The following is a 26,734-nucleotide window of genomic DNA, read 5'->3' on the forward strand; positions in this document are numbered from 1 at the left end:
TGGCTACTCTCCCGCTGAATTTGCAGTGAAACTGGAGAGAAACGAAGTAAACGCGTTTAGAATCGCCGTATAGTTGAGCCGAACTAAGGTTTGATCCTAAAGTGTCCAATATTCGGGGGCCTGGCCGGATTCTAGGCTTATGTCTTTCGGATGTGCTAATAAGTATGAAATTTCATATACAATTGGCTAATATCGCCGAAATTACTGAAACGTATTCGATTTTTCGCATACATCTGTGGCTTGTCCCCTCCTTTCGCCCTAAGGAGATAAAAACCGTAAAAAAGCTTCCTGCATCAAAAAGATGCGAGGAAGCTTTTTGCTACTTGTCGTGCTTCTGCAGGGGGACTCCTCTTCAGCTGCCAAGCTGCGACTTCACTTGCTGTACTTCCTGAGTGTCCGCCATCATCGCCGGCTGGTAGAAACCTTTGGACTCGGCCAGTTGGAACAGCTCGTATTGGGATTTTTCGCAATTGTCCCGGATTTGTTGAACGGTGGATCTCAGCTGGAGATTGGCGCACTCCGAAATGACGCTGCTGTAAGTAGTCAAGCTGCTCTTGACCATGGACAACGCGTCGTTCACCATTTCTTTATCTTGCATCATTGTCTAATGTTCCTCCCTAATTCAAAAATGACATCAGCTGTTGCTTGGTGTTCATCGCGTCTTGGGCCGATTTTTGAAAGTAGGCTTTGACCTGCGGATCGACGGACTGCTGCGCGTAGGTGAGCATTTTTTGATGTGCCGTTTCATGTGCGCCGATCAGGTGCCGCAGGCTCTGCAGCTCCTGTTGGTTGATTTGGGACATGTGATCTGCTCCTTTCATTTGGTATTCGCTGGTTATTGTCTGCGAAACCGGGACAAATATGCAATAAGCTCGTGATCCCCGAAAAAAAAGGTCAGGGTGGTGAATAATTGGTGACGGCCATTGGGTTAGCCGGGTTCCCTAGGATTTGTAATTTTTACACGCAGGACTTAGGTCCTCTATTCCGTGCCATATGAACTATTAAAATAGTCACTGTGATATTATTCATTTTGGTTAAAATTAGGAAGATAACCTCATTTGTATTAATTGACAATTATGCAAGCGTTGTTGAAGTCGTCCTCTATGTGAAAATAATATCAAAGGTGGAATTATAATGTTCAGGCTAGGAAATCCATTCCGATGGTTCAAGAGATTCAGATTTCGTTCGCTAATCGGCAAATTGGTGGGAATGATCGTGTTGCTAATGGTAGTATGCGCCGTTTCCTTCACTTTGGTGTCTTATTATGAGGTGCAAAGATCGATGACCAGCCAAATGAGAAGTGACGGGACCACCCTCGTAACGAATATCAAACGCGAGATCGTTAGCAACGAGCTGCTGGACATGGGCCAACTTCAGAAGGTATTCCAGACGATCAAAGAGGAGGGAAAAGGCAACATCGTGTATATCTCCCTCTCCGATGCGAAGGGGAATTTAATCGTGTCCGACAATAGCCGGACCCAGGAAGGGAACGATGCTGAGGCGACGGACGCTACGGCTTCGGCCTCGGCAACATCAACGAACACGGATTTAACCACCGTGGTTTCCAATCAGGAGACCCAAGGCAGTATCTTGGAAACGGCCGGCGGGGAGAAGGTTTATAACATCTCGACAGATTTTACATACAGCAAGGAGCTCTCCGGCGCACTAAATGTGGGGATCTCGCTGGAAAGCATGTATGGTCAGATCCGGGAAGCACTGAAAGAGACGATCTTTATTTCACTTGCAATTCTACTGTTAGCGGTTGCCTTGGGCTTGTTCATGGGACGCCGGATGATCCGGCCGATCACGATGATGTCCAAGCGTATCAAAAGCTATGCCGCCGGGGATTTCTCGGAGGAGTTCGTACATGATAGTGAGGATGAGATCGGGAGAATGGCGGCAGATTTGGCGCATATGCGCAGCAAGCTGGGCGGGATGATGGAGAACATCCAGCTTCGCGCGGGTCAGGTCACGTCCGGTTCGCAGCAGCTTTCGGTTATGATCGGGGAGAGCTCGCAGGCGGCAAAAGAAATTTCGACCGCGACGGATGCGCTGGCGGCGGGGTCGGGAGACCTGGCGTTAAACGCACAGGAAGGGTTGGAGCGGTTAAATCGATTGGCGGAGGAGATCATTTCGCTCACCGGGCGGGCAGATGAGATGAAGACCAGCATCGAGGAAACCCAAGAAGCGAACCAAACAACCATGACCAGCATGAAGCATTTGCAGAAGGCGATCCGCGAAAACGCGGAAGTAACCATCAATATCGAAGAGCAGGTCAACGATCTCAGCGATAAATCGGAAGCGATCACTCAGGTCACGACCGTGATCAAGGCGATCTCCGAGCAAACCAATCTGTTGGCGCTGAACGCTATGATTGAAAGCGCCAGAGCCGGAGAACAAGGACGTGGGTTCGCGGTCGTGGCGGAGCAGATCCGCAAGCTGGCCGAACAAACGACGGGTTCGGTGCAAGGGATCGAGGAGATGGTTCGGGAAGTGGCCGCCGCGGTTGCGAAAACCCGAGAGTTTATGCAGCAAGGTGCCGAGGTGATTACCCGCACAAGTGAGGTGTCGCAGGAAACCGGGAAGGCGTTCCGGCAAATCGACCAGACGATTCATCATATGATCGCAGGGATGCAGGAACTGATAGACGGCATCACTCAAGTCAATCACGACAAAAACGAAGTGATCGGCACCATCGAAAGCATCTCTTCCATCGCGCAGGAATCCACTGCGGCTACCGAGGAAATCTCCGCTTCCACTGAGCAGCAGCTGGCTAGCATGGAGCAGGTGTCCGCTTCGACCGGGGAGATGAAGGAAATCGCCGACGATTTGAATGGTTTGGTGGGACAATTTAAGTTCTAATTCGAAACCGCTGCCTGAAGTGTGCTGAACTTGCCTCCCAAGCAAAACATCCGTTACACTGGTACAAGAGTTGTAGAACGATAAGTTGCGGGTAGGATGATCATCGATAATGAGGGGCAAGCTCATGGGATTGAAAAAAAGGGAGCAGCAATCGCTGCTCACCAAAGAGAAAATTTTGCGGAATTCGATTGAGTTGATTACGGCCTATGGATACGACGAGGTCACGATCTCGCAGATTTGCCAGAAGAGCGAGGTGGCCAAGGGTTCATTCTATACCCATTTCAGCTCCAAGAGCGAGATTGCAATCGAAATTCTGAAGGACATTAACGTCCGTTTGTTCCACGGTCTGGAAGTTGATGTTACGCAGCCGGCAGAGCCGCAACTTCGGGAGTATACCCGGATGTATTTCCAAACGGTCATGGAATGCGGGCCGGCAATGTCGCGGGAGATCTTCAAAATCATCCATACGATTCAGTTCTCCAGCGGAGACGTGTCCGACTTGCATAACAGCTTTATTGAGCGTTATATCCGCCTGGGGCAAGAGCAGGAGGCTTTCCGCAAGGAGCTGAATCCGGAGAAAATCGGCCATTACTGGTCGGACGGCAATCTCGGTTTAGTCCGCTATTGGATCGCCGACAGCGAATGTTACGACTTGATGCAGGAAGGCATAGATTATTTCGAATTTATGATGAATGCGATCCGTTCATGAAATAACAACAACCCGTTTCCCCGCAGTATCGCGGAGGAACGGGTTGTTTTGCTTGTATCCTTGCTATTTGTGGGAGGCCGCATGTTCACCGGCAATTCGGCCGGAGTTGACGGCAAAGGCCATCGTTAAGCCTTCCACATCCGGGTAGCTGTTGTCATACAAACCACCAGCATCGTTGCCAACCGCATAAAGGCCAGGAATGACTTTACCTTCTGCGGTCAAAGCCTGCAGGTCTTCATTAACGCGTACGCCGCCGATTGACCCATAGGTCGAACCGCTGACGCGGATGGCGTAGAACGGACCTTTTTCAATCTTATATTGAAGGTAAGCCGGGTCCTTGTAATACAATGTATCCTTTTTTGCTGCTACGGCTTGGTTGTAGGTTTGTGCCGACGATTTCAGTTTCGCTGCGTTCATGCCGGTTTTGGCAGCCAAATCGTCTAGCGTTTTGCCGATGGCGACAACGCCGTCTTTGGCGAATGTTTCAAGATCAGATTGCAAATCTTTAATTGGTGCAGTCTTCAGCTTGGTAACGTCGTTGCGCCCTTGGGCAAATAAGCCGTCCCCATTGACTTGATAAGCGCCGCACAAACTGCTACCCTCTTTGGTCAGCTTGTCCACGGTAGCTTGGTCAATCACGGCAAAATATTCGCCGCCCACGGAGTAAGCGGCATTCCCCCACAGCACGTTGTCATACACGACCCCTTCGTCCACGAACCGGGTGCCTTCTTTGTTCACCCAGAACAGCGGAAGGTCTTTAACGGTAAAGGTCGGACGGCCGTTGTAGTTTTCGAAGATCCCTTTGGTCCCCGACAGGTCGCCCAGGTGGATTTGGATCACGCCGCTGCCGATTTCGTCAGCACCGATCGCCCAGGCCATTTTCACGCCTTCGCCTTTGTTCCCCCACCCGTAATAGTTATAATAATTCACCTTCGTTTTCTCTTTGAACATCTCTTCATTGGCCCCGAATCCGCCGCTGGCCAGGATGACGTTCTTCGCCGTCACCTTCAGGGTGCTGCCGTCCTCCATGGTGGCGGTGACGCCGGTGACGCGGCCTTTCGCATCGGTGATCAACGACTGTCCGGTCGTGTTGAAGCGGACGTCGACACCGAGTTCTTTTTGCATCCGTTCATGCAGCTTGGCAAAGTCTGCTTTCGCGTTCGTCCACAGGTGATACGTCTTTGGCGAATCGACGTGCAGCTTCTGGTTGACCCCAAGGCTCAGCCGCAATCCGATGCCGTTGGCCTGCAGCCAATCAATCGTACTGCCCGATTTGTTGAGAACGGCCTTGAGCAGCGGGGCATTGCTGCGGTAATGGTTGTATTTCTCCAGATAGTTAAATAGGTATTCGGTCGTTACGGTTTCTCCGGCTTTCTTTTGCAGGGAGGTTTCCGTACCGGCGATGCCCATCGCGTAGTTTAAGAGACCGCCCATCGCGGAGGTTTTCTCCAGCACGATCACCTTCGCGCCGTTTTGAACTGCGGCCAGTGCAGCGGCCGTTCCCGATGTGCCGCCGCCAACGACGACGACGTCCGCCGTAGCGGTATGTACCTTGCCGCCCGTCGTAACCGTTTGCAAATCAGAAGGCTTCAGGCCGGTTTGCGCCAGCGCCGCTTTAGCGGCGGCCATTACGGCGGCCGAGGTGTGGGATGCACCGGCGATAGCGTCCAGTTCAACGTTTTGCTTAGCTACTATTTGCTCCTGCAGCTTCTTCGCGGCCGCGCCTCCGACTTCCGGCGTTTCCTTGTCCGCTTGAATCGTTACATTGGTGATTTTCTTGCCGTCGACGGTTAAGGCCACTTTGACATCTCCGCCAAAGCCTTTTTCCGTTGCGGTGCCCGTCTTGCTGCTTGCACCTTGTGCCGCTGCGGCATTGACATCGCTGACAGCTTTGCTACCGATTTGTGCGCCGCCGAGGACCAGCGCTAGGCCTAATAAGCCCGCTGTTACCGACTTAATCCAAGATTTCATAGCCCAAACTCCCCTTCAATCTTGATTTGTCCGCGTTCGATGACCGAAGTCAGTGACCGTGGTCAGTATCAGAATAGCGCGATTCCTCGCACATTAAAGTGAAATAATTCACAAAATAAGCAAAAGGTTTTTACTTTATAATAGAACCCGGTAATCTACTTGGGTGTGTACTGTTGAGAGGTGGAGAAACGCATGAAAACAATGGAAACTGCCGTCCCACGGTTGGGGGTAGGTGCAGTGATTCGGAACGACCAGGGGGAGATCCTGATGGTGCTGCGCAATCGGGAACCGGAAAAGGACACTTGGAGCATCCCCGGTGGAAAAATCGATTTGTACGAAACGATGGAGCATGGTGTCGTGCGGGAAATCAAGGAAGAGGTAAACCTCGATATCGAGGTAACGGGGCTATTGTGTACGGCGGAGACGATTCGGCCGGAAAAGATGGAGCACTGGGTTTCGGTGATATTCGAAGCGGTGGTTGTCGGTGGCGAGCTTCGGAATATGGAGGAAGGGGGAGCCATCGGCGCGATGGAGTGGTTCCCATTGAATCGTTTGCCGGACAAGCTGGCCAGTTTCACCGCGGCAGCAATTGAGGCGCTACAGAGAAGGGAGTAGGCTGGGACTAGTAACGGAACTCAGCGACCTTATTTAGCCCCATTTCGCATGATGGGAGTCCTAACGGAAGTGGAAGACCTTATTTCCTCCAAATCACCTGCATGGACGTGATTTAGAGCGAAATAGGGTCTTTGCGTTCCCTTAGGACGAAATATCACCGGAAAATGGGGCAATAAGGTTCCTAGATTCCGTTATGCCGGTGCTTCCGATCTACTACCCAGCTCGCGCCGGCGCCCGCGCACCTGCGCATAAACGGCGATGAGCTGCGTTAGCAGGCCGGCGATGCACACGCCGGTCCAGCCGAAATGCACATAGCTGAACGAGCCGACCCAGGAGCCGAGGGCACCGCCGACGAAATACGAAACCATGTAAATCGTATTGATGCGGTTGCGGGCTTCGTCGCTGATGGCGTGGATGCGGGCCTGGTTGGAGATCTGCGTTGATTGGACACCGAGATCAAGCAGGATCACGCCGACAACCAGCCCCGCCAGGACGTAGCCGAAGCCCAGCAGGCAGACGTAGGCGAGGATGACCGCGCCCATGCCGATGCCAATGGTGAAGCGCGGGCTGCGCCGGTCGGCCATCCGCCCGGCAACCGGAGCGGCCAGAGCCCCGACGACGCCGATGAGCCCGAACAGACCGGCCGCGTCAGGGCCTAGCCCAAAGCGGGGTTCGGCCAGCAGGAACGACAGCGTCGTCCAGAACACGCTAAACGCGGCGAACATCATGCCGCCGTTCAGCGACGCCTCTCGGAGTAGGGGTAGATCTTTGATAAGCGAGGCCATCGAGCGGAACAAAGCCCCGTAACCTGCCGATGCCGTGGACGGGGATTTGGGTAGACGAAACGTCAGGAAGCCAGCCAGAAGGATCATGAGACCGGAGGCGATGAAATAGACGGACGGCCAGCCAAGGTATTCGCCTACGAGTCCGCTGAAGGTCCGGGAGACGAGAATCCCGATTAAGAGTCCGCTCATGACGGTGCCGATGATTCGGCCGCGTTCCTTCGGGTCGGCCAGCTGCGCAGCGAGCGGTACGATCAGTTGAGGCACAATGGAAGTGAAGCCAACGGCGAAGGAAGCAATGCTTAGCACGGTGCTGTTCCAGGCAAACGCCAGAAATAACAAGGCGCCGGCGGAGCAGAGGAGCATGAACAGGATCAACGATTTCTTCTCGCGGATATCGGCCAGCGGCAGGATCATCAGCATCCCCAGCGCATATCCGACTTGGGTCAAGGTGGCGGCATAACCCACCTGGGCTTGCGTGACGTGAAACGCGGCGGCGATTTCCGCCAGCAGCGGCTGGATATAATAAAGATTCGCCACGGCGATGCCGGCGGTGACGGCCAGGGTCAACACCAGAAACCGACTCAACCGAATTGGTGTGCTTCCGGATGGCATAGGAACGCCTCCTTTCGGGAATTTTGGCAAAAAAACAACCTAAGTCCGTAAGAAACAGGGCTTAGGTTGTTTCGCGTAGGGACGACTTGGCTTATGGCAAAATGTTGCCCGCAGCGCGGTAAATTTCGTACCACTCTTCGCGGGTCAAGCGGATCTCGCCGGCTTGGATGCAGTCCTTCAAACGATCGATGTTCATCGTCCCAATCACCGGCTGCATTTGGGCCGGGTGGCGCAGCAGCCACGCGATGGCAATGGTTGTGTTCGTAACGCCGTATTTCGCGGCGATTTCGTCAATCTTCTGATTCAGCTCAGGGAACTTCTCGTTGCCGAGGAAGACTCCCTCGAAGAATCCGTATTGGAACGGCGACCAAGGTTGGATCGTGATGTCGTTCAAACGGCAGAAGTCCAGCACGCTGCCGTCGCGGTTGACGGCGGCTTCATTTTCCATGTTTACGTTAATGCCGGCCGAAATCATCGTGGTGTTCGTGATGCTCAGCTGAAGCTGATTCGCGACGATCGGCTGTTTAACGTATTTTTGCAGCAGTTGGATTTGCATCGGGTTCTGGTTGGATACGCCAAAATGACGTACTTTGCCCGCGGTATGCAATTGGTCGAACGCTTCGGCAACTTCCTCGGGCTCTACGAGGGCATCCGGACGATGCAGCAGCAGCACGTCAAGATATTCGGTGTTCAGGCGTTTTAAAATGCCGTCCACCGAGGACAAAATGTGCTCTTTCGAGAAGTCGAAGGAGCCTTGGCGGATGCCGCATTTCGATTGCAGGATGATTTTCTCCCGAATCTCCGGGTTCATGTGGATCGCATCGGCGAAAATCTCCTCGCAGGAGCCGCCTCCATATATATCCGCATGGTCGAAGAAATTAGCGCCTTCTTCCAACGCGGTTTGTACGAAACGTTCCGCACCGGCTTTGTCCAGCGAGTTGATGCGCATGCAGCCGACGGCGATGACGGGGACTTCCAGCGTGCTTGTTCCCAGCTTGATGGTCTTCATTAGTCGGATCCTCCTCAGTTGAATAGGTATAGATGAACGGGTCACCCGGGCAGCTATGTAATCGGATAGAAGCAACAATCCATACGGACTGGACGTTATGGGTGCCTGGATGCCCCCATCATTGTGACATAGAAGGACGATGGTTTCAAGAGCGGAAGAAAGAGCCCGGGGAGAATAGCCAAAAGGCCGCCGGGTCATGAATCCCGGCAGCCGAAAGCGGAAAGGAATAGGAACATCTTAGAGTTAGCGAACGGTTTCGCTAGGAGCGGCGACGCGTTTGTCTTTCAGCACGACATTGTTGCTGTATAACATCGAATCGCTGCTTAAACGATAAGTTGGGAAGGGGTCATGGGCAAGCAACCGCATCACGTCATCGAACAAAATTTCCTGCTGGCGATCCACCAAGAAGGTGAAGCCGCCCGATTCAAACGCGATGTCGGTGGGGAGCGGCTCGCTGATCAGATGCAGCGAATAAACGCCGGCTGCGCTGCACCCTTCCGATTCACCGATCAGCTTGAAGTATCCAGGCCGGTCGCCCAGAGTTTGTTGCAGCTTCACTTTCGTATCATTCGTCATGTCTACTCTCATTCCGACACACATCCTTTAGTTTGTATTTTAAATTTCATAAAATTATATTGTTTACAATTTAATAATAATCAATTTAAAGGGGGTTGTCAACCGGGGAAAAGTCACTTGTGCAACCAGACCCTGAGCGTATAATAGTTACTGTGATTTCGATAGCCAAAATTACAACGAAAAGGACTGCGTGCCCACATGAATCTCATTGAGAAGAAACATGCGGAAGATCTGCTGAATGCTTTTGTCGGATCGGACGTGTATCTGCATAGTGAAGCTACATCGTATCTGTTTGTCCGTAATTTCAAGGTGAACCTGACCGATGCCTTTATTGCCGGGGAAGGACCTTACCGGGCGGCATTGCGATTTGACGGCCAGGGTTGGCTGCGCATCGAAGGGCTGACCCATTTAGAGCTTGACGATCAAGGACGTCTCCTGCTAGAGGGCTTTGACGACAAGGGACGTATGGACGTTGCACTGCATTTGGGAAGGGAGCCGTTTCCGGAATGAATACACAACATACTATGGGACGCAAGCTGCTGGCGGTGTTTGCCCATCCTGACGACGAGTCGTTTATTTGCGGAGGTACGTTAGCCAAATACGCCGCCGAAGGTGTGGAGGTCACGGTGGTGAGTGCAACCCGCGGCGAAATGGGGCGGCGGATGGGGAATCCGCCCTATTTAAACCGGGAGACGTTGGCGGCAGCTCGCGAAATCGAGCTGCGTCAGGCGTGCGACCATTTGGGCGTATACGAATTGAAATTTCTCGATATCCGCGATAAAACGGTCGAGTTCATCAACGAGGAACTGCTCATCGGACGGATCGAGGAACTGATGAGGGATCTCCGGCCCGACGTGGTACTTACGTTCCACGAGACATTGGGTGGACACCCGGACCACTGCGCGATCGGTAAAGCGACGACGGCAGCGTTTCGTCGGTACAAGCAAGGTGCGCTGTATTTTGTTTCCTTCGGCGACATGATGCTGCAGCCGGACAAGTACGGCTATACCGCAGGCGACATCGCCCGCGTGGATGTACAAGAGCATTTGAAGGCTAAGCTGGCTGCCTTCCGCGCTCACCGCTGCCAATCGGAGCTGATGGAATGGGTATGGCAACGGGATGACAAAGCGCTGCGGAACTTTGGCCGCTATGAATATTTTATCCGCGGCAGCCAGTCGCAGCCGGAGAAGGATTCGCTTTTTAGTTAAGATCGAATCGACGGTTCCAGGTGCATTTTTCCAATAATAATGATTTTCATTCTCAATTAGATATGATACGATGGTTCCATCCTAGTGAAATTTCACTTCCTTATGTGAGCAAAAGGAGAGGTTGCGACGATGGAACAAACCGTGTTTGATGTCACGATTATCGGAGGAGGACCTGCAGGTTTATATTCCGCCTTCTACAGCGGCTTGCGCGAGATGAGAACGAAGCTGATCGAATATCAGCCTTTTCTCGGCGGCAAGGTGAATGTATATCCGGAGAAAATGATCTGGGACATCGGCGGCCTGACGCCGGTTACCGGGGAACAGCTGATTCAACAGTTGATCCAGCAGGGATTGACGTTCCAGCCGGAAGTCGTGCTTGGGGAGAAGGTGACGTCGATTTCTCAAAACGCAGATCGTACGTTCTCACTGCACACCGCATCGGGCACCGTACATTATTCCAAGACGATCATCCTTGCCATTGGAGGCGGGATCCTGAAACCCACGAAGCTCGAAATCGAAGGGGCCGAACGGTTTGAAGTGACGAACCTCCATTATACGGTGAAATCGCTGGGCCGGTTCAAAGGGAAAACCGTGCTGATTTCAGGCGGAGGGAACACGGCAATCGATTGGGCGAACGAGCTGGCTCCGATTGCGAAGAAAGTGTATTTGACTTATCGTAAGGAAGCGCTGAAAGGCCACGAGGCAGAGATATCGAAGCTGTTGAGGAATAATGTGGCTTGCCTGCTGAACACGTCGATTGTGAAATTGACCGGGGCTAAGGGCGGGGAGACGATCCACAGCGTCTGGATTCAAAATCATGAGGATGGCTCCATCGTCGAACTGGAAATCGATGAGGTCGTCGTGAGTCATGGATATGAACGGGATAAAGCGTTGCTGGACAATAGCGAAATTCAGATGAACATGGCTAACGAATACGGGGTCGCCGGAACTCCTCTGAGCGAAACTTCGGTGGAGGGGATTTTTGCAGCCGGGGATATCTTGGCTTATGAGGGCAAGCTGCATTTGATCGCCGGGGCTTTCCAGGATGCAGCCAATGCCGTAAACCGGGCCAAACAGTATATCACCCCCGAGGCGGAGGCTTACGGGATGGTCTCTTCGCATAATGATCTCTTCGTGGAGAAAAATCGGGAACTGAAGAAGCAGCTGTTTGCCGCACTGGCAGATTGACCGAATCTACTTGATATGGATGCGCTTACCTTAAATGGGTGGGCGTATTTTTTTATCCTTATTATGCTTTCTTACCTTGAGAATGGGAATATATTGAAACCTCACCAATAGATATAAAGGTATCAGCTTGTATAGGCTCCTTGAAAACTATGAATGGTGAGGGAGATGAGAGTTTGAGCAAGAGAGTCGTCGCAGGAATCTTAAGCTTCATCCTGGCGTTTACGCTGCTGCTACCGATGGCGGGAGCGGAAGGCGGCGCTTTGGCGGGAGCCGACGGAAGGAGGGAAGGCATTCCCCGGCTGAATCAGGATGCCGTGACCCAGGAAGTGCTGCGGGATCAAGCCGCGAAGGTTCAGCTCAGCGGTAGAGAGAAACGGCAAGTTTCCGGGCAGTCCTCCGCTGTGGACAACGGATTAACTCTGGAGCGCCGGGATGCCGTGGCGTCTACGGCTCAGCCGCAAAACTTCGTGCCGCTTACGGACGGCAGCGAACCAACGACGGTGATCGTCGAGTTACAGGAAGCGCCTTTGAAGGTGTTTGAAGTTTCGCAGAGCAAAGCGCGTTCGAGCCAGTCGCTGAGCTCTCACAGAAAAGCGATCGATTTGCAACAGCAAACGTTCAAGACGCAGGCGGTTAGTAAGCTGAAGGCGAACATTCACCGCGAATACGAACATATTTTCAATGGGTATTCGTTGACGATTCCCGCTAACGAGGTGGAAAGCCTGCTGAAGCTTCCGGGCGTCAAGGCGGTATACCCGAATGAGACGGTTTATGCAACCGAGGCAGAAGAGGTTCCGGCCGCACCGTTGGACAGCGTGTCATTCATCGGCAGCGGGTCGTTCTGGGAGGAAGGGACCGAAGGCCAAGGCATTAAGGTCGGCGTGATCGATACCGGCGCAGCCAAGGACCATCCCGATTTGGCGGAAGCCATTCCTGACGGATATTGGGGATATGACTTCGTCAACGAGGATAATGATCCCTATGAAACGACTTACGATGATTTCTTGAGTTCGGGACAACCCGAATTCAACTCAGACGGTAGAGCTTACTATACCTCGCACGGCAGCCATGTGTCGGGCATCGTAGCCGGACGCGGCATCGGTAAGGACGAACTGGCTGGTGTTAAAGGGGTTGCGCCGGAAGCGGAGGTTTACGCTTATAAGGTGTTGGGGCCTTACGGCAGCGGTTCGACGGAGGACGTGATCGCCGGAATCGAGCGGGCCGTGGAGGACGGCATGGACGTCATCAACTTGTCGCTGGGTTCGGAGACCAATAACCAGCGCTCCGCCGATTCGATTGCGGTCAACAATGCGATGAAAGCGGGCGTTGTGGCCGTCGTCTCCAGCGGCAACTCCGGACCTGGGTCTGCTACCGTTAGTGATCCGGGCACTTCGGAGTTAGCAATTACCGTCGGCGCCTCCAAGCCGCCGCTCGTCACGCCGATCATGCAGATTGCGGCGATGGGCGAGGAAGGCTTCTTTATGGAGACGTTCGATAAGTCGGAGGGAATCGAGAATTTGACGGATTCTTACCCGCTGGTCGATGTCGGGTTAGGCAAGCCGGGAGATTATGCGGGTAAGGATTTAACCGGTAAAATTGCCTTCATCAAACGCGGCGAAATCTCCTTTGCGGATAAAGCCCTGAACGCCCAAGCTTCAGGCGCCGTGGCTGCAATTGTGTTTAACAATGCGCCAGAAGCATTGGAAAGCGGGACGTTGGGGAACGTGGAGATTAACATCCCGGTGTACGCCCTTTCCGGGGCTTATGGAGAACGAATTCGGACCGCTCTGCAAGCGCAGGAGTTGTCCGCCGAGTTCAGTTCGACGATAGAAGAAGATATTATGGCAGGATTCAGCTCGCGTGGACCGGCCAAACCGGGATATGACATCAAACCAGACATTTCCGCGCCGGGGATGAGCATCCGCTCCAGCGTACCGGAATATGAGGATTGGTATGCCGCCCAAAACGGCACCAGCATGGCCGCACCGCATGTTACGGGCGCGGCGGCACTTGCAGCGCAGAAATATCCAAACCTGACGCCTTATGAAATCAAGTCGTTATTCATGAATAATACAGTGAAGTTAAACGATCGAAACGGTGACCGCTATACGCATATGGATCAGGGAGCCGGACGGATCGCGCTGGATCAGGTGCTCGAAGCCAAAGCGGTAGCGATGGTGGAGGATTCGACGCCTTACGTTGATGGAGAGGCCCCGGAAACTTTTTATACGGGCAGCTTGTCGTTTGGGTACGTCGGTAACGGCTTCTCTGCCGAACAACATGTGATCGTCAAAGATATTGCTGGCGAGTCCTCGAATTACGCAATTAGCTCGCAGTGGTATGGGAATTCACCGATAGACCTGACACTGTCTGCTTCTAAAGCAGCGGTAAGCGCGGGCGGGGAAACCGGCTTCGACGTCGAGGTTGCGGTGTCGGAAGAAGCGGCAAACCAGCGATACGAAGGCGAAGTCATCTTGACGGAAACGACGACCGGACATGAGATCAAACTGCCGGTAGCGGTTTATGTCGGCGATACACCGCAGCAGGATGTTGTGACGGACGTAGAACTGTCGAACAACCCAATTTCGCCGAACGACGATGAGCTGTTTGATACCACAGATATCTCGTTTACGGTGAACGAATATGCCGAGTATTTCTCGTTGGAAGTGCATGATATGAACGGGAATTGGCTGGGCGTGGTAGCTGAAGAAGATACGGGCATTGATCCGGGAAGCTATACTTTGCGCGGATGGGACGGAATTATCTACGGAGAATTCGATGAGGAAATCGCGCTTCCCGATAGCGAATACTTATTGGTCCCTTATACCGGACTGTCCAAATTTGAGTCGGTTCCTTCGGAAGACTCAAGATACGTCTTCTACGTCGACACCTCAGCACCGGTATCCAAGCTTAACGAGCCGGCATTGAAAGTGAAGAGCTCTGGTCAGACCGGGGTCATTTACGGCGAGGTTACGGAGGATATGCTGATCAATTATCTGGTCACCGCCGGCGGACTGGATATGGACGTTGTGATTGGCGTTGAGGCAATGTTTGAAAATGCCGACGGCGATATCGAAACGAGCATAGGAACTATCGATAATCAAGGGAACTTCAAAATTGATGTTCCGGTTGTACCTGGAGACAACTATTACGAGGTTTACGTCTATGACTTGGCCGGGAATGGGTATTGGGATCCGGCATATGTCGTTAGATATAACCACGCTGTGGAACCGGCATTGCTCATAAATCCTGAGAATCTGACGCTTCAAGCGGGCGAGAGCCAGGCGCTGGCCGTAACGTATAAAGCGGCGGACGGAACGGAAAGCGATGTAACGGCAGCAGCGGTTTATCATGTAACTGAGCCGGCGATTGCGGAAGTGAATGCTGGAATCGTGACGGGCCTTACGGCAGGCACGACGACAATTGAGGTCGAGCATGAAGGCCTGACGAAAGCCGTTACTGTCACGGTGACCGCCGAAGGCGGCGAAGAGCAGCCAGAGCTTCGAGTGAGCCCGGAAACGCTGACACTTCAAGCCGGCGAGAGCCAAGCGCTCGCCGTCACCTATAAGACAGTAGACGGAACAGAAAGCGATGTTACGCAAACAGCGGGATATCGCGTAGCGGATCCGACTGTAGCGGAAGTGAATGCTGGGAACGTGACGGGCCTTGCCGCAGGCACGACGACGATTGAGGTCGAGCACGAAGGCCTGACGAAAACCGTTGCCGTCACGGTCACCCCTGAAGGTGGCGAAGAGCAGGCGGATCTTCGGGTGAACCCGGAAAGTCTGACGCTACAAGCGGGTGAGAGCCAAGCGCTCGCGGTCACCTATAAAGCGATAGACGGAACGGAAAGCGATGTAACGGAAACAGCGGAATATCGCGTAGCGGATCCTTTGATCGCAACAGTTACCAACGGCAACGTGACCGGGGTAGCGGAAGGTACGACAACGATTGAGGTTGTGTACGGAGGTTTCTCAAGAACCGTAACCGTGACCGTCATCCCTGAAGGTGGGGAAGAGCAGGCGGAACTTCTAGTGAGCCCAGGAACGCTGACACTTCAAGTAGGCGAGAGCCAAGCGCTCGCCGTTACCTATAAAGCGGTAGACGGAACAGAAAGCGATGTAACGGCTGCCGCCGCTTATCGTGTAGCGGAACCGACGATCGCAGAAGTGAATGCGGGGAACGTGACGGGCCTGGTGGCCGGAACGACGACGATCGAGGTTGAACATGAAGGCCTCACCAAATTCGTCTCCGTGACCGTCACCAGCAATGAAGAACCAGGAGAACCGTCGTTGACCGTCATGCCAGCTTCCCTGTCCTTGAAAGCCGGAACCAGTGGTCAGTTAACGGTTACGTATAAGGATGTGGAAGGCACAGAATCCACCGTGACGGATGCGGTTTACGAATCGAAAAATCCGCAGATTGCTACCGTTTCAAGTACAGGTTTAGTCACGGCTGTGAAAGCCGGCTCAACCTCCATCGAGGTGACCTACCAAGGTTTGGCGGAACACGTGACCGTCACGGTCACTGCGGCAGACCCGCCTAACAACGGAGGCGGAGGAGGTAATGGCGGTGGCAGCGGTGGTGGAGGATCGAGCAGCGACGGTTCCACTTCTACGCCAACAACGACGCCAGCTCCACCAGCTTCACCGGTTATCCCTAAGGATGCCGTAGCCATCAAGGCGGGCGAGCCTACGGTCGTGAAACTGCCGAACGGGTTTACGCTGACGATTCCTGCAGGCGCAATTACTTCACCGGAGGCCGCTTACGTCCAAGTCACGCCGGCGACTGATGAGGAGACGAAGAAGCTGCTGGAAGGCTTGAAGCTAGCGGAGGGCATTCAATCGTTTGGCATCTACTATGACATTCATGTTTTAACGAAAGACGGGAAACCGTTGGAACCTGTCACGCTCAGCAAACCAGCCGAAGCAGCGATCCCGCTCACAGAATTGAACCCCGGGACCATTAACGGGGAAAAAATCAGCTTGTTCAAGCTGGGGGACAAAGGAGAATTGACCCCGTTCTTTGGGCGATTGAAAGACGGTAAGGTGGTCGCCAGCCTGTATGGCTTTAGCCGGTACATCTATCTGGCCAAAAACGTTAGCTTTATCGATGTGACTTCCGAGAAGTACGCATGGGCAGTGGATGCCATCGAAATCCTGGCCTCGAAAGACATTCTCGCCGGTTCGCTGGCCGGCAGCTTCCATCCCGAAACGCAAGTGACCCGCGCTGAATTCGTATCCATGCTGGTACGGGCGCTGGAACTGAAGGCTGATCCCAATGCGGCTAGCGCGGTTTCCTTCAGTGACGTTCCTGCCGGAAGCTGGTACGAGGAGGCCGTGAAAATTGCGACTTCCCGAGGTCTGATCAGCGGTTACGCCAGCGGTATCTTCGCGCCGGATCGCCCGATTACCCGCGGCGAAATGGCAGTGGTCTTGTCCAAGGCGCTGGAGGCATTGGGCCAATCTGTGGGGGCAGCCGGGGAGCTTGCCGGCTTTGCCGATCAAGCCCACATTCCGGCCTGGTCCGCCGAGGCGGTAGCCAAAGTCACGGGCCTTGGCATCATGAAAGGCAAAGCGGGGAACCGCTTCGAAGCCGAATTGCCGACGACCCGAGCTGAAGCAGCCGTCGTCGTTTACCGGATCTTCAAGGACTTTACGAAATAAGTTTCTTTCGAACCGCCGTTGGCGCGCATGATGCCGACGGCGGTTTTCATATACATCAGGTAGGTTTCGAACTCACTGAAGGAGCGTGGTTAAATGGATCAGAAAGTGCATCGCTATTATGAACTGAAGCAGCTGCAGAAAGAAACGGAGCAGGAGCTCGCCGCTTTGCGCGGGGATATTTTGGATCATTTTCGGGAGCAAGGTATCTCGGAACTGGACGTGGAAGGCTATCGGGTCAGAACGATCCATCAGGAACGAAAGGAGTACGATGATCATAAACTCTACGAAGCGCTACCGGATCCCGAAGTATGGCGGTTGATTTCCAAAGCGGACGCGCAAAAGGTAGCCGGACTCTTGAAGCTGAACGTGATCCCCGAGGACAAGCTGGCAGGGACGTTCTCCGTCAAACAAGTCACATTGATGCAGGTGGACAAAAAGTAGCGGCGCAAAGCCGGAATTATTCCGGCTGTCGCGTTGCCCCGGGACCGGCTGTCGGCCTAGGGGCGGCTTGGCGACTCCGGCGCAGGTCCAGCGGAGCTTGGCGGTACCATTTTTTGAACTGATGATAAAAATGGCTGACATTCTCGAACCCGCACTCCAGAGCGATTTCCACAACGCGCAGCTCTGTGGTTAGCAACAGATTGCGAGCGATATTCAGCTTGAGCTGATTGAGATATTCTGTTGGGGTCTGCTGCAAATACTGCCGGAAGGCGCGGTTCACGTGGCCAACGCTCCTTCCCGACAATTCATACAGGGCGGGTAACCCGCGGTGGAGGTTGTCTTTTAGCTGCATTTTGCCGAGGGCGTACTCCAGCCACAGTGGGAATTCCGCCTGCTTTACCGGGTCCGGGTTGAAGAAGTAGCGGGTCAGAAGGTCGATCAGCCCGCTTTTGAGAGCGATGCGAGCTTTCTGCTTATCGATGCTGGACAACAGCTTGATGCGTTCGAACAAGGCGACGAATTCGCCGACCTCCGTTTGCGACAGCATGGCGACCCGGGGGGTGGGCGACTGCAGCAGCTGTTCGGTCATCTCCGCTTCCCCTAAATAGGCCAGCGCTTCGCTGACCAAACGATGGCGGCAGGGGACATTGTAAAACCGGCAATCCTCCTCCCCGTTCCGCTCATATTTATGTACATCTTCCGGTCTTATAAATACGAGGCAGCCTGCTCGCAGCCATTGGGTCTCTCCATTAACGACATGGCGGCAACTCCCGTCCTCGATCACGAAAAATTCGAAAAAATCATGAGTATGCTCCGGCGATACTTGGGACAAGCTTTCCACCCAAAAGGGGTTGACCGGCACCTCCGGATCGATGTAGTTTTCCTCGGTATATTTCAACATGGATGACACCTCGCCATGATAAGTTGATGTTAAAATAGCACATGACTTGGGTGAACACAATACAAGAAAATAGCCAGCCTCTTTAGTACAATCAAACCATAGTCAGGATAAAAAAGTACATGAGGAGGCAAAACGATGCTGCTTGTCGATTTGGGCGGAGCTTGGCGGATGAAACGGCTGGACCAGACCGAATGGAGCCCAGGGACGGTGCCGGGTTCGGTTTATTACGATTTATTGAATGCCGGGCAAATGCTGGATCCGTATTACCGTGATCAGGAGTACGAAGTGCTTGAGTTATCCAAATATGATTACGAATATGAACGGACGTTCCTTGTGGACGAGTCTGCGCTGGACCATGACCGGGTAGTGCTGCTTTGCGAAGGGCTGGACACGCTGGCCGAGGTGTACCTGAACGGGACAGCGATTCTAAACGCCGACAACATGCATCGCACTTACGAGGTAGACATGAAGTCGCTGCTGACCCTTGGGGAAAATCACATTTACGTGATCTTGCGATCGCCGGTCGAATATGTGCTGCGCAAACAGGCGGAACGTCCGCTGATCGGTTGCGCCGATGCTGTACCGGGCATATCGCATCTACGCAAGGCGCACTCGATGTTCGGCTGGGATTGGGGACCGCAGCTGCCCGACCTCGGGATTTGGAGGAAGATGACCGTCCGGGGTTACGATCGCGCCCGGATCGAGGACGTGTACGTCACGCAAACCCATGAACCCGGTAAGGTCAGTTTGGACGTGCGCGTACGGACGGACAGCTGGGCGGAAGGGAATCGGGGCATCACGGTACGTGTGACCAGCCCATCGGGTAACGTGGTTGAAACCGGCGTCCTGGAACGAAACGAGCCGTTAACGGTGGGGCCGGACGGTACTCTCCAGGAGCAACACATCCCGGTGGAGATTCCAAATCCGGAATTGTGGTGGCCAAATGGGCTCGGTGAGCAACCACTATATGAGGTCGAGGTCGTAGTGAGTGAGCAGGGGCGAGAACTGGACCGGCGCGAGCTGCGCATTGGACTGCGCACCCTGACGGTGCTGCAGGAAGAAGACGAATGGGGCGAATCGTTCCAGTTTGTCGTGAACGGGATCCCGTTCTTTTCCATGGGGGCGGATTATATTCCGGAGGACAACATCTTCCCGCGCCGTAGCCGAGAGCGCACGGAGCAGCTGATTCGCAGCTGTGCCGAAGCCAACTTTAATGCGATTCGCGTTTGGGGCGGAGGGCATTATCCGGAGGATTATTTTTACGACCTATGCGATGAATTTGGGATTGTCGTTTGGCAGGACCACATGTATGCGTGCGGCGTTTATGAGCTGACCGAAGAATTCAAGGAGAACATTACGCAGGAGACGATCGACAACATGAAGCGGCTGCGCCATCACGCCTCGCTGGGGCTGTGGTGCGGGAATAACGAACAGGAGCTGGCTTGGGACGAGTGGAATTGGGCGGAGCAAACCTCGCTGCAGCTGCAAGCGGACTACATCAAGATGTATGAGGTGTTACTGCCGGAGATCGCGAAGGAAATTGATCCGAACACGTTCTACTGGCGGGCTTCGCCGTCCTCGAAGGGGAGCTTCGATAAGCCAAATGACGAGAATTACGGAGACATGCATTATTGGGATGTGTGGCACGGCAAAAAGCCTTTCACCGCCTACCGCACGCTATACCCGCGTTACATGTCGGAGTTCGGCCTGCAGTCATTCCCGTCGCTTAAGACGGTGGAGACGTTTACGCTGCCTGAAGACCGGAACATCTTCTCGTATGTGATGGAATCCCACCAGAAAAACGGGACAGGGAACGAAAAAATTCTCTACTACATCGGGGAAACGTACCGTTATCCGAAGGATTTCTCCTCCTTGCTGTATGCCTCCCAGCTGATCCAAGCTGAAGGGATGCGCTGCGGGGTCGAGCATTGGCGACGTTACCGGGGCCGCTGTATGGGAGCGCTGTACTGGCAGCTCAACGATATCTGGCCGGTGGCCTCCTGGTCGAGCATCGACTACTACGGGCGATGGAAGGCGTTGCAGTACGAGGCCAAGCGCTTCTTCGCCCCCGTGTTGGCATCCGCCTGCGAGGAAGGAACGCGGGTTGCGCTGCACGTATCCAACGAAAGCAAGCGGACCGCGAAAGGCCAACTGGTCTGGACGCTGTGGAATGCGCGTTCCGAAGTGCTCCGGCAAGGAGAGCGGATGGCGGAAATCCCACCGTTTACCAGCAAGGAGCTGGAACAGCTTGATTTTGCCGGAGAGCTGGACACCAAAGCGAAGCTGCGGGAGACCTACCTCGAATATGCTTGGGTCGAAGACGGCGAGATCGTAAGCGGCAGCACGGTCCTGTTCGTGAAACCAAAGCACTTCGGGTTCGTTGACCCGGGCATCCAAGCCGTGATCACGGAGGCAGAAGATCGCTTTACGATAACGCTAACCTCAGAAGCGTATGCTCGGTTCGTAGAGCTGGATGTTACGGAGCTGGACGCGATTTTCAGCGATAACTATTTCGATTTGTCGGCCGGGGCACAGAAGACGGTTACCGTCCTCAAATCGGCAATGAGTCGCCCGGCGGAGCTAGCCGAGCTGCGAGAGCGACTCACCGTTCGCAGCGTGTTCGATATTTAACCTGCAGAAGACAGGTGGGGGTGTTCCTTATGGGAACACTCTTTTTGTGTTCTGGAGAAGCAAAAACCAAAAGTTGACAATTCAACTCAATGGATTTATATTGAGTTTAAACTCAATGAGTTTCAACTCAATAATTTGTAAACGGAGAAATACTTCATGAATAGAGTATACGGGCCTTCAACAACGGACGGAATGGAGAGGGGGATTGCCTTGGAATTCAAGGGGAGCGGGGAGAAGGTTAAATCGCAGCGCCAGCAGCAAAAGGAACAGACCCGTCAGCGGTTAATCGATACGGCGTTGTCGCTGTATGCCCGGGAAGGACTATTAGCCACTCGTACCGCGGATGTAGCTCGGGAGGCGGGAGTGTCGCACGGCACGATATTTGCCCATTTCGCCACGCAGGAGGCGCTCTTGAATGCAGTGATCGAGGCGTTTAGCGCACAGATGATCGCCCGGATGCATGAGCTGGCATCCCAGGGAAGTAGCCTGCGCGAGGTGCTGCAGGCTCATTTGGCGGGGCTGCGGGAAGGAGAGGCTTTTTATGCCCGGCTGGTCAGGGAAAGCCGGATGTTGCCGGACGAATCGCGGCATATCTTGACTGCGATCCAGTCGGTTGTATCCCATCATCTCTGCGCCGCTGCCGAACGGGAGATGCGGGCTGGTTTGATCCGGACCATGCCGCTTCATTTGCTGTTCAATACCTGGATCGGTTTGCTCCATTACTATTTGGCGAACGACGATCTATTTGCACCGGAGGGCTCTGTATTGGAACGTTACGGGGAGGAACTGCTGGAGCATTATCTAAGTTTGCTTGCGCCTCGGGGATAAGGGTACCTAGTCGAACTAAAAAGGAGTGTTTAAGATGAAAAGTTGTATTGCCTGCGGCATGCCCATGCAAGAGCCGTCCGAGTTCGCCTTAAGCGACACGAATAAGGATTACTGCGTACACTGCGCGAGACCAGATGGTACGATGCAGTCGTTGGAGGAGAAGTTGAAATCTATGACCGACTTTATGGTTCGTACTCAAGGGCTGGACGCTCAGGCGGCCAGGTCCACCGCTCGAAGCCTGATGGCGCGGCTGCCGGCTTGGCAGGAGCAACTACGGGAAGGGTAGGGATGGGAATGGGTACTTTAAAACGGCAACTTCAACTTCAGGACCTCCCTAATATCAGTACGGTAATTGCGCGTAATTTGCGGCAAGCCGGACTGAACACGCCGGATCAGCTTTATGCGATGGGCAGCAAAGAAGCCTTTGTAAGAATTAAGCTTCAAGATCCTACGGCATGCCTGAACATGCTTTATGCGTTGGAAGGAGCCATTCGGGGCATACGCTGGCATCATATGGATGCGGAGGTTAAAAGCGAGCTCAAGGCATTCTTTGCAAAGGTAAACCAGTAAGCACTTTCCAAAAACGACATACCTATCGTAAAAACAACATATTTACCGTTCAAACCCCCAAAGCCTATCGTTAGAGAGAAAAATAACATTAGGGGGCATGACGATGCGGCCATGGTTTGAAGATGCCAAGCTGGGAATTTTTATTCATTACGGAATCTACGCGGTCGATGGCGTTTCGGAATCCTGGTCTTTCCATAATGGCGTGATCTCGTATGAGGAATACATGAAGCAGCTGGACGGTTTTACGGCGTCCCGGTTCGATGCGGACCAGTGGGCCGAATTGATCGAGCGGTCCGGGGCCAAATACGCGGTGTTAACGACGAAACATCATGATGGCGTAGCGCTGTTTGATACTCAATACAGCGGCTTGAGCGTGGTGAAGCGAACGCCGGCCGAACGCGACATCGTTAAGGAGTATGCCGAAGCGATCAAGAAACGGGGAATTCGGCTTGGCATGTACTATTCGCTGATCGACTGGTCGCATCCGGACTACCCTAGCGTGTATCCAAGCGGAGTCGTGCCTGAGGATTTGAACCAGGTTAACCGTTTCTCGGAGCCGCTGGACGGCATCCAGGACGAGGAGAGATGGCAGAGCTTCCTAGAGTTCAATCGGAATCAGCTGAAGGAGATTTTAACGAGGTACGGCGCAGTTGATTTACTCTGGTTCGACGGAGACTGGGAACGCAGCGCGGAGCAGTGGGGATTGCCGGAGTTTAAAACTTATCTTCGCTCCTTTAACCCGGATCTCATCTTCAATTCGCGCCTAGCCGGCCATGGAGACTACAAAACGCCGGAGCAAGGGCTGCCGATCACAAGACCCGAAGGACCTTGGGAGTTCTGCACGACGATCAATACGTCTTGGGGTTATCAACCGAATGACCACAACTATAAATCATTAAACCAAATGATCCGGATGTTCTGCGACTGTATTTCCATGGGCGGCAACATGCTGCTCAATATCGGTCCCCGCGAGGACGGGACGATCGATTCGAGACAAGTCGATATCCTGCTTGGATTGGGCGATTGGATTCGAACGCACGAAGAAGCGGTGTATGGAACCGCCGAAGGGATCATGACCCGGTATTGGTTAGGCGGAAGCACGCTCAGCAAAGACCGGAGGACGTTGTATCTATTCGTTTACGATGATCCGAAGGAAAGCGTCTGCTTAAAGGGATTATGCAATCCAATCCGCAAAATCACCGTCCTCCATACGGGCAAGGAGCTGAACTATGACATCCATGGCGGTGTGCCTTGGTTTAACATTCCGGGTACGACGTGGATATATATGACGCAGGAGGATTGCCATGCGCAGGTCACTGTCCTGAAGCTGGAGTTTGCCGAGCCCATCGAAATGTACGGCGGATCCGGCGCCGTTGTCACCCATAATTAGAGTTAGAGATTGCGAGACACATTCATATTCTATCGATGAAAAACGGCCGATTGGCCGTTTTTTTTTTTTTTGCGCAATTTATCCATTTCAGTTAAACCGGTTTTGCGGTCCGCAGCGCTGCAATTTTACAAACTTCAGACGGGAAGACGAAACGGTTTTAACAAAACCGGTTTAATCTAGGTTCGTACTAGTACGAATTGTAGAGAGGATCGAGTGACCTTGGCAACGATTGATGATGTGGCAAAGGCGGCGGGGGTATCAAAGAGCACGGTATCCAGTGTGTTCAGCAAAAAACGCCCGATCAGCAAGGAAGTGACGGCAGAGGTTCTCCGGGTGGCAAAAGAGCTGAATTACCGGCCAAACTACTGGGCCCGTAGTCTGGTGAACAAAACGACGCGCATCGTCGGCCTGAATATGCGAGGCGAGCAGAAGGCGAAGCTGAACCAGTTTCAGTATTCGCTGCTCAACGGGGTGCTGCCCGTATGTTATGAGCAAGGGTATCGCCTGTTAATCAACAACGTGTCTTCCACCTACAAAAATCAGGTGGAACACATCGCCTCCGATCCGGTGGACGGCGAGATTATCCTTGATGCGGTGATCGGCGATTCCCGAATTGAGGATTGCTTACAGCGGGACCTTCCCATCGTTGTCATCGGTCGTCCGTCGGAGGAGGACGAGTCCCGTGTCTGTTATGTCGACAACGATAATGTCGGTATCGCTGCGAAAGCGACACAGTACCTGATGTCGCTTGGGCACCGTCGCATCCTGTTTCTGAATGCTCCGGCGAACCGTACCGTGGCGGTTGACCGCGGACAAGGCTACCTGAATGCGTTTGAGCAGGCAGGCTTAACGCCTCCGAGGGATATGATCGTACACAAGCCAGACGGCATCACCTCGTCGATGACGTTTGGCTGCGATACGGTGTTGGCCCAACTGCGTGCGGATCCCGGCATCACAGCGGTTCTTGCCGACACCGACTCGATGGCGCTAGGCGTGTACCAGGCCGCGGAGCGGCTTGGCCTAAGCATACCGGAGCAACTGTCCGTGTTGTCCTTCGCTTACGACAGCCCTTTGGCGCAGGAATTTTCACCGCCCCTCACCGGGGTTCGGCTTCATGCCGACCAACTGGGACAGGAGTCCATGCTGCTTTTGCTGGAGCAGCTCGAAACCGGCAAGCGTCTCGCCAAACGAACGCTAATTCCGGCAGAGATCGTGGTACGTGGCTCCTGCGCATCAACCCTAGGATAGGATAGGAATCTAGAAGAGAAACCAAGGAGGAAATCATCCAGTGAAAAGGAAAGCGACTCATCTCATGGCGCTGCTGGCGATTGGTTCGATGCTGTTGTCGGCCTGCGGCGGAAATACACCTAATAACGGTACCTCGGCGAATGGCGGGACGAACGAAACGCAAAACAGCGCTTCAACCGGAGCGCCATCGGAAACGCCGGCAGGGGACATGAAGCTGCGCATCTTGTCCGCCAACGTAGGCGGAAAAACGCCGGAGGAGAACGCCAAATTTGAGCAGGAAATCAAACGGTTAACGGGTATCGACGTGACAATTGAGCGCCCGGCCAGCGACTATGACCAAAAGGTGCTGACAGCGCTAGGTTCCGGTGAGAAATACGACCTCATCGAAGGCAGCGACCTCGGCAAGCTGAACAGCTTCGTCGAACAAGGCGCGCTGACTAACTTAACGGATTTCGTGCAAGGTTCGAGCCAATTGTCAGATCCAAGCGTCGTTCCATCCGCGGAATGGGATCAACTGAAAGGTCAAGACGGTAACATCTACGCCGTATTCTCCAAGTTTCAAGGCGGTACGATGCCGATCGTCCGCAAGGACTGGCTGGACAAGCTGAACCTGCAGGAGCCCAAAACGCTTGACGACTATTATAACGTGCTGAAGGCGTTCAAGGAGCAGGACCCGGACGGTAACGGCAAAGCCGATACATACGGGCTTAGCACCTCCGGCCTGTATGATATTCAAGGCTTCATGAGCGCGGCCGGGTTGAAATATCGTTACGTGCTGAAGGACGGAAAACGGACGATTCCGTATGCGTCGGATGCGGCAATCCCCATGTACGAATGGTTTGCCAAGCTGACTAAGGAAGGCATCATGGACCCGAACTTCGTCACGAACGATACGGGCAAGATGCGCAACCTGTTCCTGACCGACCGCGTCGGCATGGTCACGTATTGGGATGCCTGGGTCGGGATGTTCAACAGCACGCGGAAGGAAGCCGACCCGAACACCACGTTTGAGGCCAAAGCTTTGGCCAGTGCAACAGGACCGGATGGCAGCCTGCTGATGCGCCGCGGGGATCCGGACTACTGGATGATGCCAGTGAATGCCGAGCACCCGGATGCGGCGAAGAAGTTCTTAGAGTTTTGGCACACCGAAGCGGGAATTACGTTAGGCAGCCTGGGGATCGAAGGCGATGATTACACGAAGGACGGCGACCAGTACACACTGACTGCGACTGGCAAAGAGCATAACATGGACCACGGCGTACCGTTCTGGTACAACGAAACCGTGAAGCCGCCGTTCGGCAAGCTGCCGGGGGTTCAAGAAGCGCAGGATCTGGTCAAGCAGTACGCCACTTTGGAGCTGTCCTTGCCGGAGTGGGCCGACGCAGAGAAAATCGTGCAGAATTACGCCCTGAAGGCCATGTCCGGAGAAATGACGGCGGCTGATGCGGTGAGCAAAATGCAGAAGGAACTGAAAGCAGCTAATCTCATCGACGAATAGGCCAAAGATAGGATGTGACGATAACC

22 protein-coding genes are annotated in these 26,734 nt (G+C 53.7%); 15 read left to right on the forward strand and 7 right to left on the reverse strand.

Translation table 11 applies throughout. The annotated features are described in order from the left end of the window. Positions 1-352: 352 nt before the first annotated feature. Together KJS42_RS19590 and KJS42_RS19595 are read right to left on the reverse strand one after the other, a co-directional pair. Complete coding sequence (locus tag KJS42_RS19590) at positions 353-601, reverse strand: spore coat protein (RefSeq protein ID WP_155608334.1); 249 nt, start codon at positions 599-601, stop codon at positions 353-355. Between the two features lie 16 nt (positions 602-617). Next, positions 618-803 (reverse strand): hypothetical protein, encoded by a 186-nt coding sequence (locus KJS42_RS19595; protein WP_155608333.1) that lies wholly within the window; start codon positions 801-803, stop codon positions 618-620. Positions 804-1,209: 406 nt separating this feature from the next. Between KJS42_RS19595 and KJS42_RS19600 the strand changes: the two genes are divergently transcribed. After that, positions 1,210-2,862, forward strand: a complete 1,653-nt coding sequence (locus tag KJS42_RS19600; RefSeq protein WP_239483506.1) for a methyl-accepting chemotaxis protein — start codon at positions 1,210-1,212, stop codon at positions 2,860-2,862. Positions 2,863-2,986: 124 nt separating this feature from the next. Then, the gene (locus tag KJS42_RS19605; protein WP_213623878.1) at positions 2,987-3,571 is read left to right on the forward strand and encodes a TetR/AcrR family transcriptional regulator; all 585 of its coding nucleotides are present in this window, start codon (positions 2,987-2,989) and stop codon (positions 3,569-3,571) included. A gap of 63 nt (positions 3,572-3,634) precedes the next feature. Here KJS42_RS19605 and KJS42_RS19610 read toward each other — a convergent pair whose 3' ends face one another. Continuing rightward, positions 3,635-5,542: an FAD-dependent oxidoreductase gene (locus KJS42_RS19610; protein ID WP_213623879.1), complete on the reverse strand. Its 1,908-nt coding sequence runs from the start codon at positions 5,540-5,542 to the stop codon at positions 3,635-3,637. Positions 5,543-5,743: 201 nt separating this feature from the next. Between KJS42_RS19610 and KJS42_RS19615 the strand changes: the two genes are divergently transcribed. After that, a complete protein-coding gene (locus KJS42_RS19615) occupies positions 5,744-6,157 on the forward strand; it encodes an NUDIX domain-containing protein (RefSeq protein ID WP_155608354.1) in 414 nt (137 codons plus the stop codon). Positions 6,158-6,348: 191 nt separating this feature from the next. Here KJS42_RS19615 and KJS42_RS19620 read toward each other — a convergent pair whose 3' ends face one another. The 3 genes from KJS42_RS19620 to KJS42_RS19630 form a co-directional block, all read right to left on the reverse strand. Continuing rightward, entirely contained in the window at positions 6,349-7,554 is a 1,206-nt protein-coding gene (locus KJS42_RS19620; protein ID WP_213623880.1) for an MFS transporter, read from the reverse strand. A 91-nt stretch (positions 7,555-7,645) separates the two neighbouring features. Further along, complete coding sequence (locus KJS42_RS19625; RefSeq protein WP_193415676.1) at positions 7,646-8,563, reverse strand: aldo/keto reductase; 918 nt, start codon at positions 8,561-8,563, stop codon at positions 7,646-7,648. A 243-nt stretch (positions 8,564-8,806) separates the two neighbouring features. After that, a complete protein-coding gene (locus KJS42_RS19630) occupies positions 8,807-9,151 on the reverse strand; it encodes an iron-sulfur cluster biosynthesis family protein (RefSeq protein ID WP_167521286.1) in 345 nt (114 codons plus the stop codon). Positions 9,152-9,337: 186 nt separating this feature from the next. Here KJS42_RS19630 and KJS42_RS19635 point away from each other — a divergent pair, with 186 nt between their 5' ends. From KJS42_RS19635 to KJS42_RS19655, 5 genes are all read left to right on the forward strand, one after another. Then, complete coding sequence (locus KJS42_RS19635; RefSeq protein WP_155608326.1) at positions 9,338-9,649, forward strand: DUF1806 family protein; 312 nt, start codon at positions 9,338-9,340, stop codon at positions 9,647-9,649. Next, positions 9,646-10,347, forward strand: a complete 702-nt coding sequence (locus tag KJS42_RS19640; RefSeq protein WP_193415675.1) for a PIG-L family deacetylase — start codon at positions 9,646-9,648, stop codon at positions 10,345-10,347. Before KJS42_RS19635 ends, KJS42_RS19640 begins: the two co-directional genes overlap by 4 nt. 129 nt (positions 10,348-10,476) lie before the next feature. Beyond that, positions 10,477-11,535 carry an NAD(P)/FAD-dependent oxidoreductase gene (locus KJS42_RS19645; RefSeq protein WP_193415674.1) on the forward strand — a complete coding sequence of 353 codons (1,059 nt, stop codon included), beginning with the start codon at positions 10,477-10,479 and terminating at the stop codon, positions 11,533-11,535. 173 nt (positions 11,536-11,708) lie between these two features. Continuing rightward, complete coding sequence (locus tag KJS42_RS19650; protein ID WP_213623881.1) at positions 11,709-17,201, forward strand: S8 family serine peptidase; 5,493 nt, start codon at positions 11,709-11,711, stop codon at positions 17,199-17,201. A 93-nt stretch (positions 17,202-17,294) separates the two neighbouring features. Next, a complete protein-coding gene (locus KJS42_RS19655) occupies positions 17,295-17,642 on the forward strand; it encodes a hypothetical protein (protein ID WP_213623882.1) in 348 nt (115 codons plus the stop codon). 16 nt (positions 17,643-17,658) lie between these two features. On the opposite strand, the gene KJS42_RS19660 is transcribed toward KJS42_RS19655, so the two are convergent. Then, positions 17,659-18,543 carry a helix-turn-helix domain-containing protein gene (locus KJS42_RS19660; RefSeq protein WP_213623883.1) on the reverse strand — a complete coding sequence of 295 codons (885 nt, stop codon included), beginning with the start codon at positions 18,541-18,543 and terminating at the stop codon, positions 17,659-17,661. A gap of 135 nt (positions 18,544-18,678) precedes the next feature. On the opposite strand from KJS42_RS19660, the gene KJS42_RS19665 reads away from it, so the two are divergent. From KJS42_RS19665 to KJS42_RS19695, 7 genes are all read left to right on the forward strand, one after another. Then, entirely contained in the window at positions 18,679-21,174 is a 2,496-nt protein-coding gene (locus KJS42_RS19665) for a beta-mannosidase (RefSeq protein WP_213623884.1), read from the forward strand. Between the two features lie 156 nt (positions 21,175-21,330). Next, on the forward strand, positions 21,331-22,002 hold the full coding sequence (locus tag KJS42_RS19670; RefSeq protein ID WP_213623885.1) for a TetR/AcrR family transcriptional regulator: 672 nt from the start codon (positions 21,331-21,333) through the stop codon (positions 22,000-22,002). 34 nt (positions 22,003-22,036) lie between these two features. Beyond that, the gene (locus tag KJS42_RS19675; RefSeq protein WP_213623886.1) at positions 22,037-22,288 is read left to right on the forward strand and encodes a zinc ribbon domain-containing protein; all 252 of its coding nucleotides are present in this window, start codon (positions 22,037-22,039) and stop codon (positions 22,286-22,288) included. 2 nt (positions 22,289-22,290) lie between these two features. After that, the gene (locus KJS42_RS19680; protein WP_244868554.1) at positions 22,291-22,572 is read left to right on the forward strand and encodes a TfoX/Sxy family protein; all 282 of its coding nucleotides are present in this window, start codon (positions 22,291-22,293) and stop codon (positions 22,570-22,572) included. A gap of 103 nt (positions 22,573-22,675) precedes the next feature. After that, positions 22,676-23,962 carry an alpha-L-fucosidase gene (locus KJS42_RS19685; protein WP_213623887.1) on the forward strand — a complete coding sequence of 429 codons (1,287 nt, stop codon included), beginning with the start codon at positions 22,676-22,678 and terminating at the stop codon, positions 23,960-23,962. Between the two features lie 219 nt (positions 23,963-24,181). Further along, complete coding sequence (locus KJS42_RS19690) at positions 24,182-25,210, forward strand: LacI family DNA-binding transcriptional regulator (RefSeq protein ID WP_193415668.1); 1,029 nt, start codon at positions 24,182-24,184, stop codon at positions 25,208-25,210. A 40-nt stretch (positions 25,211-25,250) separates the two neighbouring features. Further along, on the forward strand, positions 25,251-26,708 hold the full coding sequence (locus KJS42_RS19695) for an extracellular solute-binding protein (RefSeq protein WP_244868555.1): 1,458 nt from the start codon (positions 25,251-25,253) through the stop codon (positions 26,706-26,708). Positions 26,709-26,734: the final 26 nt, after the last annotated feature.

It is taken from the genome of Paenibacillus sp. J53TS2 (assembly GCF_018403305.1).
GTDB lineage: Bacteria > Bacillota > Bacilli > Paenibacillales > Paenibacillaceae > Fontibacillus > Fontibacillus rhizolycopersici.

Coding starts and splice junctions, on each gene's coding strand:
- KJS42_RS19590 (WP_155608334.1), bottom strand. CDS start 601: ATGATGCAAGATAAAGAAATGGTGAACGACGCGTTGTCCATGGTCAAG.
- KJS42_RS19595 (WP_155608333.1), bottom strand. CDS start 803: ATGTCCCAAATCAACCAACAGGAGCTGCAGAGCCTGCGGCACCTGATC.
- KJS42_RS19600 (WP_239483506.1), top strand. CDS start 1,210: ATGATCGTGTTGCTAATGGTAGTATGCGCCGTTTCCTTCACTTTGGTG.
- KJS42_RS19605 (WP_213623878.1), top strand. CDS start 2,987: ATGGGATTGAAAAAAAGGGAGCAGCAATCGCTGCTCACCAAAGAGAAA.
- KJS42_RS19610 (WP_213623879.1), bottom strand. CDS start 5,542: ATGAAATCTTGGATTAAGTCGGTAACAGCGGGCTTATTAGGCCTAGCG.
- KJS42_RS19615 (WP_155608354.1), top strand. CDS start 5,744: ATGGAAACTGCCGTCCCACGGTTGGGGGTAGGTGCAGTGATTCGGAAC.
- KJS42_RS19620 (WP_213623880.1), bottom strand. CDS start 7,554: ATGCCATCCGGAAGCACACCAATTCGGTTGAGTCGGTTTCTGGTGTTG.
- KJS42_RS19625 (WP_193415676.1), bottom strand. CDS start 8,563: ATGAAGACCATCAAGCTGGGAACAAGCACGCTGGAAGTCCCCGTCATC.
- KJS42_RS19630 (WP_167521286.1), bottom strand. CDS start 9,151: ATGAGAGTAGACATGACGAATGATACGAAAGTGAAGCTGCAACAAACT.
- KJS42_RS19635 (WP_155608326.1), top strand. CDS start 9,338: ATGAATCTCATTGAGAAGAAACATGCGGAAGATCTGCTGAATGCTTTT.
- KJS42_RS19640 (WP_193415675.1), top strand. CDS start 9,646: ATGAATACACAACATACTATGGGACGCAAGCTGCTGGCGGTGTTTGCC.
- KJS42_RS19645 (WP_193415674.1), top strand. CDS start 10,477: ATGGAACAAACCGTGTTTGATGTCACGATTATCGGAGGAGGACCTGCA.
- KJS42_RS19655 (WP_213623882.1), top strand. CDS start 17,295: ATGGATCAGAAAGTGCATCGCTATTATGAACTGAAGCAGCTGCAGAAA.
- KJS42_RS19660 (WP_213623883.1), bottom strand. CDS start 18,543: ATGTTGAAATATACCGAGGAAAACTACATCGATCCGGAGGTGCCGGTC.
- KJS42_RS19665 (WP_213623884.1), top strand. CDS start 18,679: ATGCTGCTTGTCGATTTGGGCGGAGCTTGGCGGATGAAACGGCTGGAC.
- KJS42_RS19670 (WP_213623885.1), top strand. CDS start 21,331: ATGAATAGAGTATACGGGCCTTCAACAACGGACGGAATGGAGAGGGGG.
- KJS42_RS19675 (WP_213623886.1), top strand. CDS start 22,037: ATGAAAAGTTGTATTGCCTGCGGCATGCCCATGCAAGAGCCGTCCGAG.
- KJS42_RS19680 (WP_244868554.1), top strand. CDS start 22,291: ATGGGAATGGGTACTTTAAAACGGCAACTTCAACTTCAGGACCTCCCT.
- KJS42_RS19685 (WP_213623887.1), top strand. CDS start 22,676: ATGCGGCCATGGTTTGAAGATGCCAAGCTGGGAATTTTTATTCATTAC.